The 12,829-nt window shown below is 44.3% G+C and carries 14 protein-coding genes; 11 read left to right on the top strand and 3 right to left on the bottom strand.

From position 1 onward, the window contains the following. Positions 1-36: 36 nt before the first annotated feature. Positions 37-447: a hypothetical protein gene (locus AC0LWT_RS00585; protein WP_474679279.1), complete on the bottom strand. Its 411-nt coding sequence runs from the start codon at positions 445-447 to the stop codon at positions 37-39. Positions 448-741: 294 nt separating this feature from the next. Between AC0LWT_RS00585 and AC0LWT_RS00580 the strand changes: the two genes are divergently transcribed. Genes AC0LWT_RS00580 through AC0LWT_RS00565 form a run of 4 tightly spaced genes read left to right on the top strand, consistent with a single transcriptional unit; the run spans position 742 to position 3,443 of the window. Beyond that, positions 742-1,698, top strand: coding sequence for a ring-cleaving dioxygenase (locus tag AC0LWT_RS00580; protein ID WP_474679278.1), 957 nt, complete (start codon positions 742-744; stop codon positions 1,696-1,698). 49 nt (positions 1,699-1,747) lie between these two features. Then, entirely contained in the window at positions 1,748-2,377 is a 630-nt protein-coding gene (locus AC0LWT_RS00575; RefSeq protein WP_474679826.1) for a nitroreductase family protein, read from the top strand. A 20-nt stretch (positions 2,378-2,397) separates the two neighbouring features. Continuing rightward, positions 2,398-3,096 (top strand): pirin family protein, encoded by a 699-nt coding sequence (locus AC0LWT_RS00570; protein ID WP_474679277.1) that lies wholly within the window; start codon positions 2,398-2,400, stop codon positions 3,094-3,096. A 20-nt stretch (positions 3,097-3,116) separates the two neighbouring features. Further along, on the top strand, positions 3,117-3,443 hold the full coding sequence (locus AC0LWT_RS00565; RefSeq protein ID WP_474679276.1) for a hypothetical protein: 327 nt from the start codon (positions 3,117-3,119) through the stop codon (positions 3,441-3,443). A 222-nt stretch (positions 3,444-3,665) separates the two neighbouring features. Here AC0LWT_RS00565 and AC0LWT_RS00560 read toward each other — a convergent pair whose 3' ends face one another. Continuing rightward, positions 3,666-3,797 (bottom strand): hypothetical protein, encoded by a 132-nt coding sequence (locus AC0LWT_RS00560; RefSeq protein WP_474679863.1) that lies wholly within the window; start codon positions 3,795-3,797, stop codon positions 3,666-3,668. Positions 3,798-4,057: 260 nt separating this feature from the next. Between AC0LWT_RS00560 and AC0LWT_RS00555 the strand changes: the two genes are divergently transcribed. Then, the gene (locus tag AC0LWT_RS00555; protein ID WP_474679275.1) at positions 4,058-4,276 is read left to right on the top strand and encodes a hypothetical protein; all 219 of its coding nucleotides are present in this window, start codon (positions 4,058-4,060) and stop codon (positions 4,274-4,276) included. A gap of 141 nt (positions 4,277-4,417) precedes the next feature. On the opposite strand, the gene AC0LWT_RS00550 is transcribed toward AC0LWT_RS00555, so the two are convergent. Next, positions 4,418-4,777 carry a winged helix-turn-helix transcriptional regulator gene (locus tag AC0LWT_RS00550; RefSeq protein WP_474679274.1) on the bottom strand — a complete coding sequence of 120 codons (360 nt, stop codon included), beginning with the start codon at positions 4,775-4,777 and terminating at the stop codon, positions 4,418-4,420. A 326-nt stretch (positions 4,778-5,103) separates the two neighbouring features. Here AC0LWT_RS00550 and AC0LWT_RS00545 point away from each other — a divergent pair, with 326 nt between their 5' ends. The 6 genes from AC0LWT_RS00545 to AC0LWT_RS00520 all read left to right on the top strand — a co-directional run bounded on the left by AC0LWT_RS00545 (position 5,104) and on the right by AC0LWT_RS00520 (position 12,806). Continuing rightward, complete coding sequence (locus AC0LWT_RS00545; protein ID WP_474679273.1) at positions 5,104-5,865, top strand: isochorismatase family protein; 762 nt, start codon at positions 5,104-5,106, stop codon at positions 5,863-5,865. A gap of 411 nt (positions 5,866-6,276) precedes the next feature. Next, positions 6,277-7,296 carry a response regulator transcription factor gene (locus AC0LWT_RS00540; protein ID WP_474679272.1) on the top strand — a complete coding sequence of 340 codons (1,020 nt, stop codon included), beginning with the start codon at positions 6,277-6,279 and terminating at the stop codon, positions 7,294-7,296. 227 nt (positions 7,297-7,523) lie between these two features. Continuing rightward, positions 7,524-8,843 carry a sulfatase family protein gene (locus AC0LWT_RS00535; RefSeq protein ID WP_474679271.1) on the top strand — a complete coding sequence of 440 codons (1,320 nt, stop codon included), beginning with the start codon at positions 7,524-7,526 and terminating at the stop codon, positions 8,841-8,843. A gap of 144 nt (positions 8,844-8,987) precedes the next feature. Continuing rightward, positions 8,988-10,796 (top strand): sensor histidine kinase, encoded by a 1,809-nt coding sequence (locus tag AC0LWT_RS00530; RefSeq protein ID WP_474679270.1) that lies wholly within the window; start codon positions 8,988-8,990, stop codon positions 10,794-10,796. Between the two features lie 182 nt (positions 10,797-10,978). Beyond that, on the top strand, positions 10,979-11,935 hold the full coding sequence (locus tag AC0LWT_RS00525) for an ABC transporter permease (protein WP_474679269.1): 957 nt from the start codon (positions 10,979-10,981) through the stop codon (positions 11,933-11,935). A gap of 1 nt (position 11,936) precedes the next feature. Then, positions 11,937-12,806 carry a carbohydrate ABC transporter permease gene (locus AC0LWT_RS00520; RefSeq protein WP_474679268.1) on the top strand — a complete coding sequence of 290 codons (870 nt, stop codon included), beginning with the start codon at positions 11,937-11,939 and terminating at the stop codon, positions 12,804-12,806. The last annotated feature ends 23 nt before the right edge of the window (positions 12,807-12,829 follow it).

Raw genomic sequence — 12,829 nt, 5'->3', positions numbered from 1 at the left:
CCTCACCCCCCGCCTTATTAAGAACGTAACTGAGTATTACAAGGAAACATCATGCTTTTGGTTATTTTGAACATCCATTGCTTTCACGTTTGTAAAAACATTGATAGCAAAAACCAAGATACCCGTTCCTGCTACTGCTTCACCAATACGTTTTAACGTTGTAACCCAATTCGGAGCGTAGCCATGGGCCATTAAGGTGAGAGTAATAAGCATGATGGGGAGGCCGATGCCTTGCAACCAGAAGTGCCACTTCGCTAGAGGAGATTCTGCTGCTTTGGGAAAACGAAGATACGTGAATCCGCAAAGTGCTAATGTTGCCCACCCGAAAAGATTTGTATGGGCGTGAACGCTCGTTAATGCAAAGTTAAGCGTTGTTCCCATGTAAATACCGATGCAAATACCAAGCAAAATATAAACGACTGCCATTTTCAAAAAACGTACTCCCATAGAATTTCCTCCTTGTTAATGATAGAAAGAACAATTCATCCGGCCGGGAATTATCCTAATTACTTAAACTTCTTTCAAATGGAAGTTTATTTAACTTTATTTTATAAGCTGTGATAAGTAACTATCAATATGATTCTGTCTATAAATCGTATAGATATTGCTTATATCAGCTTCGCCCTTGAAGATATAGTTTTTGGCTATACATGCTATAGAAATAATGGAATTGTTCATGACGAATAATTTCAATATGATAGGACATAAACAATTAAAAGTCATAAAAGGAGTGTTTGCAAAATGGAAAAACAAACAGAAGGGATACACCATATAACGGCTTTTGTAAAGAATGCGCAAAAAAATGTGGACTTTTATGCAGGGGTACTAGGTCTGAGACTTGTAAAAAAAACGATCAACTTCGACGCCCCGGACGTTTACCATTTGTATTTCGGTAATGAAGCAGGTAGTCCAGGTACCATAATCACATTCTTTCCATGTGAACTTGGTCGTAAAGGGCGCATCGGTGGAGGACAGGTCGGTATAACGACATATGTCGTTCCTTTAGGTGCACTCGATTTTTGGAAAGAGCGCTTAGAAAGCTTTAATGTTCCTTATTCTATAACGACGAGGTTTGGTGAGAATTACTTAACATTTTCAGATCAGGATGGTTTACAGCTAGAGATTGTGGAGCGCGAGGAAGGGGATTTGAGTCATTGGTCGTTCGGTGGTGTTTCAATAGATAAAGCTATCAAAGGTTTTGGCGGCGCTGTCCTTTATAGTACCGCTCCTGAAAAAACGATGAATGTACTAGAGCAGGTCTTAGGTCTTCAAAAGGTGGAACAAGAAGAAGACTTTATTCGCTATAAATCGAAGGGAAGTATTGGTAATGTTATTGACGTAAACATCGCGGTAATGGGGTGGGGCATAAGTGGAGCCGGTACGGTTCATCATATTGCATGGCGCGCAAAGGATAATGAAGATCATGCTTCATGGAGAACTCATGTTGAGCAACACGGTCTTCATCCTACACCCATTACCGACCGGCAATATTTCAATGCGATTTACTTTCGTGAAGAAGGCGGCATACTGTTTGAAATCGCCACGGATCCACCCGGATTTGCAGTTGATGAGCAGCCAGATGTATTAGGTGAAAAACTGATGCTTCCGGAATGGTTTGAGGCTAACCGTGCAGAAATCGAAAAAGGTTTATCACCTATCCAAGTACGTGTGATGGATTCAGAAAAAAGGAATGAATGAAGAATTTAATGAAGAATTCAAAATATATAAAGGGAAGGAGCGTGTTCAATTGACCGATTTTATTTCAGTGGTTAAAGAGCGAAGATCTGCAAATAAATTTATCCCAGGAAAAGAAATATCTGAACGAGATCTTGACGAGATTTTTAATGTTGTAAAATTTGGACCTTCGGCATTTAATTTACAGCATACTCATTATGTAGTGGTGAATGACCCCGATGTCAAAGAAGACGTATATCAAGCTGCATTTAAACAGTATAAGGTCCAATCGGCATCGGCAGCAATTCTAGTGCTTGGCACCATGGATGCTTATAAGGATGCAGCAAGAATAAATGAAGGATTTCTTAATCTAGGAGTCATTAATAAACAAGAATACAATATGACTATCGAATCGGTTACAAAATTTTATGAAGATAGAGGGGAAAGCTTTATGCGGGATGAGGCGATTCGTAACGCTTCCTTATCCGCACAGTTATTTATGCTCGCCGCAAAGGAAAAAGGTTGGGATACATGTCCAATGATCGGTTTTGATCCTGAATTGATGCGGTCAGCACTCCACATTCCTGATCGATATGTGCCTGTCCTATTGGTTGCAATAGGTAAGGAGGATACATCCAAACAGCGGCCTCGAGGTTATCGTAAACCCGTTCGTGAGTTTGTTAGTTTTAATCAATTTAAATAGCTGATAAGGGGAGTTCTAAAATGATCCAAGTATTCCCGGCCGATTCCCGGTTTAACGTAGATCAGGGATGGCTGCGCAGCCGTCTAAGCTTCTCGTTCGGCAATTACTATGACCCCGATAACACCGGGTTTGGGGTTTTGCGAGTATGCAATGACGATGACGTAGATCCTGGCAAAGGATTTGGTGCCCACCCGCACAGCGATATGGAGATATTGACAATCGTACTTTCAGGGTCCGTCCGTCATGAAGATAACTTGGGTAATATGGAAGTAACAACAACTGGGGAAGTACAGCGAATGAGCGCGGGGTCCGGAGTCGTCCATGCCGAATACAACGCTTCGCAGACTGAACCGATGAGAATTCTTCAAATTTGGTTCATGCCAAATGTACGGGGATTAGATCCTTCCTATGAAACCCGTAGGTACAATTCAGAGAAGTTAAAGAATGCCTTGCTCCCCATCGTTGATCCGCAGGGATCAGAGCAGATTGTTAAAATCCATCAAAACCTAACTCTCTATTTATGCAGATTGGATAAAGATAAAGATATTACTTTTCGGCAGGAAGATGGACGCCGGATATTCCTTTTCGTCATTGAGGGACGACTCACTGTAAATGATACTCGGTTAGGTGAAGGGGATACGGCTCGAATCGAATCTTTGGCTCAGTTGAGCATTATAGCGGAGGAAGATGCATTTCTAATGCTGATTGACCTTCCATAAGAATGAATAGGAGGGTTTGTATGAAAGAGGTACTTGTGGTTAGGCATTCGGTTGGAGGTAGGACATTTATTCATACCGAACAACAACCCATGGAATATTCGGTGATACGTATGGGTCAGGGCTGGAGAATTGCTTTAATCATTACACAGGACGTGGATATTCATGAGATTCTCCGTTGGAAACAGGAATTGAATGTGTTTCTATTTCGGGAATATGATGATCAATCTGCGAAAAAAATTTGGTTTTATGTTAAAGAAGGTTCTGTCACGTACGACGATCAGCTCAAGCAGATTACTATTTTCGCCGAGTCTCGGATCGAGTATATTCCGGATGAATTTGGCATTTAAATTATGGATGGCTAAGCGACGCTTGCCGCTCTTTTCGAAGTGGATACTAACTATAAGCGCTGGAGGGAGTCTTGGATGTTTTAGAAGGTGAATGGGCCTCTTCCCGTATCGTAGGTGATTCCCATTTCTCCATCATTGACCTTCCTCTGACGCAAGTACAGGGAGAACTCCTATCCGTTGCAACATGGTACGATAACGAATGGGGTTACGCTTCACGATTAGCTAAAGTAGCGGCTTATCTTGTAGATTCTTGTTGATTTTCGCGTCTTTTAAATGCTTAAGCACTTGAAGCTCTTTAAAAGCTGGTTTAATTTCTTTTGGTAGTTGATTGCAGGGCTCTTTTTGCTCTATCATATAATGGACACCTCTTCTGTGTGGTAGTGGGTTGCTCGACACAATCACTATACCAAACGGAAGCGGTGTTTTTCTATTTTTGCAAGAGATAAATCATTATCCTAGTACAGCTTTATTTATCAAGGGTTTAAGACCAATTTCGCTCTGCGAAGTATGCGACTTCATTCATGAGGATGCCGAATTTAAGCAAATGGTTATACCCACATTGTGGATACATTTCCATAATACCGCGGGTCCACCACCATCAGGAAATTAGTACAATGGTAGTAATACCCATATGGGGGCGAGTCAGTATGTACCATGCAATTCATAAGAACAGCGGGCAGGTCGTTACGCTGGAACCCGAGCAGGTGAATGATATGTTCGTCGATGTAGCTGGGCGCATTGTAATCTGCAGCACAGAGCAGGAACTCTACTGGTTGCTCGCAGACGCAGAGCTGAAGAAAGTTTTACTTTACGCCACTCACCCCATCGTCTGATGATACACACGTTTCGTTACTATTTCTTGTTCCAATACAGTGTCAATCTACCGAGGTCGGGAAGATTGATTATGCTGCTAAACCAAATAAATTTATTTGTGAAATCAGCAGCTTTTCATTGCCTCTTTCTTTTATTTCTAATTATGGTTGGTTACCTATTATAACGTTCTTCTCTTTTTCTTCCATGTGCTTTAAATGTGAAAGCCCCCAATAATGTAAGCTATCCATTAACGCGTCCAGTTTTTTACCGTGCGCTGTAAGTGAGTATTCTACTTTTGGTGGAACTTGAGGATAGATCACTCGTTGAATGATGTCTTGCTCTTCTAATTCGCGTAATTGCAACGTAAGAATCCTCTGGGAAATATCAGGTATCAAATTTTTAATTTCATTAAACCGGAGTGTTTCACTATGAATAAGATGCTGAATAATAATTGGCTTCCATTTACCTACGATTATATCCAAGGCAACGGACATTTTGCAATCTATCGGATTAACTTTCATACCGTTAAACCTCCCATATTAACTTGTTATACAATAAACTTATTATATTATAGTACCTTACTAAATTCCACATTTGAACCACAGTAACATTTTGATTACTATGGCACATTAATGTGCGTTCTTTACAGAAACGAGATAAAGTTTATAATTTAAATATAGCAACTTACTAAAAATAATGAATAAGGGGTGACCATGATGAAAATTTAATCAGGCAAGGGAATTCTATATATTTTCAATTTCATAAGTGCGATAAGTTCCGAAGATTTTATCTTTTTAGTAGTCGTTTGTTAGAACTTATAAATTACAATTTAAGGGAGAGGTTATTTATGAAACACATGAAAAAATTGATGGCGACAGCCCTTGTTTTAACTATCGGAGCTGGTATTGTTCTTGGATCTAACGCAGTATCGATAGTCAGTGCAAAGTCAAATGATAATGCACAAAATCAACAGCAATCAGCACTCATTGATCCAAATGATACAGCTTTGCTTCTTGTAGATCCTCAAAGCGGCTTGTTCCAAACCGTCAAAGATCTTGATGTTCCTACAGTTCGTGGAAACGTTAAAACACTTGCCAAAATGGCTGAGCTGGCAAACATCCCTGTAATCACGACTGCTTCTGTTCCGGATGGTCCGAATGGGCCTCTAATTCCTGAAGTCAAAGATCTACCTCATGCAACATTTGTACCGCGTCACGGAGAAATCAATGCATGGGACGATCCTGACTTTGTAAAGGCAGTAGAAGCTACCGGTAAGAAAACACTCATCATCGCGGGTACATGGTCCAGTGTTTGTATGACTTTTCCTACATTAAGCGCACTGAAAGCCGGCTATAAAGTATATAGTGTCATAGACGCATCTGGAACATACAGTAAGATGTCATCGGATATTACATTAACTCGAATCGTACAAGCTGGGGCGGTTCCCGTTGATACTGTTTCTTTAGTAGCTGAAGTACAGAGAACATGGAATCGTTCGGATGCGGACAAGTTCGCTGCTATTTATGCAGAGCGGGTTCCTAACTATGGTTTGCTTATTGAGAGCTATCAAGAAGCGTATGGAGCAGGTCAGAAAGCAGTGACTAAATAAGTTTTTAATCAATTCTTCAATTCAATAAGGAGGAGTCCTAGGAGGCTCTTCCTTTATCTTTACTATGTAAAAGACAAGGACAAAGCATTATATTCGTCTACGTTGGACGGGACGGGCGAAATGAAACTGTCCGACCATGCTGTGTCATGGTTCCATGATACTAACCGGTTGTGAAATCCTTTGCCCCTTGGAAATGCCGTTTCCGGCAAAGATCAATTGGGATTTTGACAGAACCTTCATAGAACATATTAAAATATACAGGGGGCAAATACCAAACGTGCCAGCCCTACTAATCGATTCAAAGCTCGCTCCGCTTGAACACCGGTAGATGCCCTGATGGTAGGGCAGTATGCTTTATTTACTTCGCCTAAAGGGTTATACTTATAGGAATTACCTCTAGGGGGGCTTTTAATGTACCATGTACTTGTAGCGGAAGATGAGCATTGGATTCGCAGCGGTATAGTGGAGATGGTGGACCGGATCGGCGGAGGATTCAAGGTAACGGGTGAAGCCGGCGATGGAGAAGAAGCCTGGAATTTGATTCAGGAGCTGTGTCCGACTGTACTGATCACGGATATTATGATGCCCAAGATGGACGGGCTTTCCTTAATCAAGAAGATAGATGAGATCAAATTTCCACTTGTCAGCATTGTCATTAGCGGATATGATAACTTCTCTTATGCTCAGCAGGGGATTCGGTACGGGGTGTCCGAGTATTTGCTCAAGCCGGTGAGAGAGGACGTGCTGAAGGAAGCGTTGGAGCGGTCTTTGCAAAGGCTCGAGAGGCTTAATCCTGCTCACGATCAGTTGATGAACATTCACAACTTTTTGGAGCGCATGCCGGCGATGGATGTACAGCAGCTTATGACGGAGCAAGTCCAGCTGGTGCAATCCATTGTCAAAGACAAAAACAGCCATCCAAGCTCCAGGCTAGGACTGCTTCGGATTTTTGCCGGTAAGTTGAACGATCTCCTCGAATATACGTATCCGGAATATGTGAAAACAGCTGCACCTCTGGAGACGACGGAAGAATCGCTCAAAAAGCTGATTCAAGCCTTGATCGAAAGCTGGTGCCAGTTTGGTCAGCAGCAGCATAACAAACGGTCCTTCAGACTTGTGATCAAGAAAGCGTGCGACTTTGCCGAAAAAAACTATATGCAGGAGATCAGCTTATCGCAAATCTCAGACTATGTCGGCCTTAGCGTCTCCCATTTCAGCGCGCTCTTCAAGCAACACTTGGGCGACTCCTTCGTCAATTACCTGAATAAAATCCGCATCGACAAAGCGAAGCAGCTGCTGCTGGAGCCCGATTTGAAAATATATCAGATTGCCGATATGGTGGGTTTTTCCTCAATGCCGTATTTTAATCGTGTTTTCAAAAATGTAACCGGACTATCCCCGAACGAATATCGGAAAGGGATGGGCATCTGAAGCTTCAAAGCTATAACAGGCTGTTCAACTGGCAAATTGTCGGTGGACGGCCTTTTTGTCATCTCCCGCTTGTATCGGAAATCAGAAAATTGTGTAAAGACTTCCCGGGACAGTTTCATTATGATGAAGCCATAGATTAATGTCAACGTATCAGACGGAAGGAAAGGCTATCCGAATCAGATCAACAAAGCATATGGGAGGCATCTATTTAATAGGAGGCAATCGCCATGAAAAACGTCATTATGATTACAACCGATCAACAAAAAGTAGATGCGATGGGCTGTGTCAATTCCAGCTATCACACCCCGAACCTGGATAAGCTGGTGGAACGAGGCGTACGGTTTACCGGCGTGATCTCGACGTCCGCCCAATGCTCACCTTCCAGGGCTAGCTGGATGACAGGGAAATTCCCTCATCAGGTAGGCGTCAACAATATCGGCCATGTGTTGGATCCGCAAGAGTGGGGCATTGCCAAGGAATTTAACCGCGCCGGATATGAAACTGTATATTTAGGAAAATGGCATTTAGGATTATCTCCAGCCGACCATGAATTCCAAATTACCGATTATCGGACCGACGGCTTCGAACTGGGCGTAGCCAATCCCGATCCGCGGTTTCATAGCCACAGGGATGCGCTGACAACGACGAAAGCCCTCAATTATTTGGACGACTATGAGGGGAGCAAGCTGTTCTTTATGGCAGTAAATTGGTTTATGCCGCATCCAAATGCGCCGGTGGACCCTCCCTTCGAGCTCATCAAGCAGTATGCAGAGCAGTTCCCGAAGTCTGAAATGCCTATTACGAGCAGCTATTACAAGGACGACCTGTCGACTAAGCCGGAATTTCAGCTGATACGGTCCCAGACGGGCGAATCCGCCATGACGGAAGAAATTGTCCGCAGAGATGCCCAGCACTACCGTTCCATGCTGAAGCTCATGGATGACAACCTGGGGCGCCTAATGAGCAAGCTCGAAGCCAAAGGGATGCTGGAAAATACTATTATCCTGTTTACGACAGATCATGGTGACATGCAGGGGGCTCATAAAATGCGCCTGAAGGGCGTTCTCCCTTATAAGGAGCTATATAACGTGCCTGTCATTCTGTATGCACCGGGAGAGAATCCGGCTCGTAACGTCATTCCGGACCTCGTATCCAGCGCGGCTGTAACCGGTACGCTGCTCGACGTCGCAGGCATCCAGGTGCCGTCCGAATGCGAAGGCGGCTCGCTGCTGCCGCATCTTCGGCTCACTGAGCCTCCTGCGGATCAACTCGTCTTCTTCGAGCATTACAAGGCCTATTGGGGCTATCATCCTTTCCGTGCCGCCCAGACGCCGGAGTGGAAATATGTATACTACTACGAGGAAGACATGGAAGAGATGTACGACCTACAGAAGGATCCCGATGAACTGGTCAATATAGCAGGGAGACTGGAAGCGGAAACGGCAAGGCAGTCTCTTCGCAGTGCTGTGGATCATTGGTGGGACGCAACAGGCGGCTTATCACGTCCTGTAATTCTAGATACCGTAAACAAATGGGGTAAAGAATAGGGGAGGCTAAAGAGGATGTTATCTTTACGGATGACATCCTTCTTTTGTTTCTTTATATAGGAAAAAAAGATATACTAAATCGATAAAGAACATCTAAGGGATGTTTAGCCTCGAATTCATACAAACGTAAAGGCATGGTTCGGAATGAGACAATTTTGGGATCGATTCCCCATTAAGGTGAGCATGGTTTTCCTGTTTCTTGGAATCAGCTTTCTATCTATGATTCTGGTGGGCTTTTTCTCGCATTTGAACTATAGCAACACGGTAAAGAAAGACTTTCACACTGTGACGGATGAAGCGACCAAACGATTGCATTACCATATTGAATTTTATTTCGAGCAGTTGTCTAAGACCACGAAAACAGTCGTTAAAGAAGAGCTTCTCCAACGTTGGTTCGAGGACGGCGGAAGCATCTCGGTATATGATGCAGAAGACATTGAAGCGATGCTGAGACGTAACGTCGCGTTGAATTATAACGAGATAGCCGGAATATTCCTCATGTCTACGGACAAGCGTGTTCTTGCCATGCGGAACTACAGTTCAGAGGTTGAAAGCTTCCTCTCAGAGCCGTGGTATGACGTCCCGATTTCGGGGCAGCGTGTCCTTATCCCGACTCATACGATTAAATATCCGCAACATAACGGCCTTTCCGTAATCTCTATCTTAAATCCGGTTTACAGCAGCACTACGTTAGATCAGGTCGGTTATATCGTGATGGATTTGTCGCTGTCCGAAATAGAGGAAACGTTCGAAAGGTCGAAGCTCGGGCAATCAGGGCAGTTTATGTTGCTCTCCCCGGACGATACGATTGTTTACCACCGCGTTAAAGAGTGGCGCGGACACAAGCTTGCCGAAACGCCATTGGGCAATCAAATCGAGATACCGGCCGAAGGCGGGGTCAGTATCCAAACGGTTGACGGAAAAAGTATGCTGATCTCAACAAGCAGCTCCAAGGTGCTCGGCTGGAGGGTCGTGGCTGTCGTTCCATTTGACGAAATGGCGAGCGGGCTTTACTCGGCACGGAACACTACTATTGTTGCGTTTGGGCTTATTGCGATACTGGTTATATTTCTTGTTCCGCTTGTGTCCAATTTGTTTGTGAAGCCCGTGCTTCACTTGAGGCAGAATATGAACCCGGTGTTCCAGGGCGATTATAATACCAGAGCGGAATTCCGGAACGGAAAGAACGAGTTTCAGATATTGAACCACAGCTTTAACAAAATGGTCGAGCGGCTGGACGAGCAGATCCATACCATATCGGAGCTGAAGCTCCAAGAGGTACACATGCGGCTGAGGCAGAAGGAAGCTTATATCCAGGCGCTTCAAAATCAAATTAATCCTCATCTGCTCTATAATTCTTTGGATGTGATTAAAAGTATCGGCTATATTAACAATGACGAGCTTGTCGTAAGTATGGCTACTAATTTGGCAGACGTATACCGATATACCGCGAAATTTTCAGACCATGAGGTCACTTTACGGGAAGAGCTCACGATTCTGGAGAAATATCTTGAGATTACGCACATCCGATTTCCGAAGAATTTTCAGAGCCGGATTACGGTTAACCCGAAATTTTACGGCTGTTTGCTCGTGAAGCTGACTGCTCAGCCTTTGGTGGAAAATGCGGTGAAATACGTGGTCGAGCCAAGGGCGGGTAATGCTGCTATATTGGTCAGTACGTATGACGACAAGGACGACCTGGTAATTGAAATTGCGGACAACGGACCGGGTATTCCGGAATCGAAGTTGGATGAGCTTAGGCAAGGACTTAATGACATCTCCCGGCACGTTAACGATCAGGAGTTCATCCAAACGGAATCTTTAGGTATTAGGAATGTGCACACACGATTGTTTTTGAAGTATGGAGAGGGTTATGGGCTTGCTCTTTCTTCTTTTCCTAATAGAGGCACCGTCATTTCCGTTCGCATCCCGCTGAAATATAAAGAAGTATAGGAGAATGCCAGCATTGGACAAGGCCGTTCGACCGGATTATAACCGGTGGCGGTCTGTTTTTGTTATGCATGTTTGTGTAGGTTTGGAAATCAGATAATCGTATAACGACTTATGCCCGTTGAGCGGCTATGATGTAGCTATAACTCGATCCACATCAAAGTTTTACTCAGGAGGGAACGCACGTGCAGAGTCAATCCGCTATTAAATTGGTGCAGGCGAAACCGCAATCGCGCAGAAAGTCGGCGTTAAGGGAATGGAAGAGGGGTCTTCCGTTATATCTGATGATTTTACCCGGTTTGTTGTATTTCTTAATCTTCCGCTACTTGCCGATGGGCGGGATCATTATTGCTTTTCAGGAGTACAGTCCGTTTGCAGGTTTCGGCGGCAGCGAATGGGTAGGTTTGGCGCATTTCGAGCGTTTGTTCGGAGAAGCGGATTTCTTAATCCTGTTAAGAAACACGTTAGTCTTGAGCGCGCTTAACTTGTTCTTATTTTTCCCTGCCCCGGTTGTGATCGCTGTTGTTCTTAACGAGGTTCGTGTACGTTGGTTTAAGAAATTTGTTCAAACAGCCATTTATATGCCGCACTTTATATCGTGGGTCGTAGTAGTGGGCATTACCGTCATCCTGTTTGCTACACAGGAAGGCGCGATTAACAAAGGGCTTGCCAGTGCGGGCTTCGAGCGAATTGAGCTGATGACAGATCCTAATTATTTCCGATGGGTGTATGTGTTCCAGAGCATCTGGAAAGAAGCGGGCTGGAATGCGGTTATTTTCCTTGCGGCGCTGGCAGCTGTAGATCCTACCTTGTATGAAGCGGCTGTCGTCGACGGCGCGAATCGTTGGAAGCAGATGTGGTATATTACGCTTCCGGCGCTTAAAGGAACGATTATTATATTATTTATTCTGCGATTGGGACATGTCATGGATATAGGCTTCGAGCACATTTATTTGATGCAAAATTCGCTGAACTTATCGGTTTCCGATGTATTTGATACGTATGTGTACCGGTCCGGTGTTCTGCAAGGTGAATTCAGCTTTACGACGGCCGTAGGACTGTTCAAATCGCTGGTCGGCCTTGTCTTGATTATGCTGGCAAACAAGTTTTCCAAAAAAGCAGGCGAAGAGGGGGTTTACTAACATGAATGCATTTGACTCGCGTGGAAAAGATCCGCTCTTCACCGGAACGATTTATGGGTTGCTGGTCCTTACCCTTCTGGCTATTTTGGCCCCTTTTCTTTATGTTGTGGCCAGCTCGTTAGCGACTGAACAGGAATTTGTGTCCCGCAGCTTCTTTATCATTCCTCATGAGTTGACCATCCAAGCTTATGGCTACCTGCTCAGCAACGATAACTTTATGAGATCGTTCCAAAATGCCGTGACGATTACAGTGACGGGTACGGCCATCAACATTTTGCTGACGAGCCTTATGGCATACGGCTTATCGAAGAACTGGCTGAAAGGTCGTCGGACGATGAACTTTATGGTTCTGTTCACGATGATTTTTGCCGGGGGGATGATTCCTACCTATCTTGTGGTCAAGGAACTGGGCCTGCTTAACAGCTACTGGGCACTTTACCTGACCGGCGCGATAGCCCCATTTAACCTGATTGTTATGCGGAGCTTCTTTCAGAACATCCCTTCCGAATTGGAAGAATCAGCAAAAATCGATGGCTGCTCCGAGATGCGTTTGTTCTGGCAAATCGTCATGCCGCTATCCATGCCGGCGGTTGTTACCTTCACTTTGTTTTACGCAGTACACAACTGGAACACCTATTTCTACGCGATCCTGTTCTTGAATAACTCGCATGATATGCCGCTTCAAGTGTTTTTGCGCCAAATGCTGATCGAGTCCGATTCCAGTATGGCAGAAGGTTCGGGCGGCTTCTCTTACACGCCTGCCGTTAAAATGGCTGCTGTCCTAATAACAGCGTTTCCGCTGTTGGTCGTGTATCCTTTCATGCAGAAATATTTTAACAAGGGAATGCTGATGGGTTCGGTGAAAGGCTAATTTATTAGAAGCGAGGGAAATCC

The organism is Paenibacillus sp. sgz302164, assembly GCF_056120505.1.
Note: the sequence above shows the minus strand (reverse complement) of the source record. Positions and strands in the feature narration are given on the sequence as shown.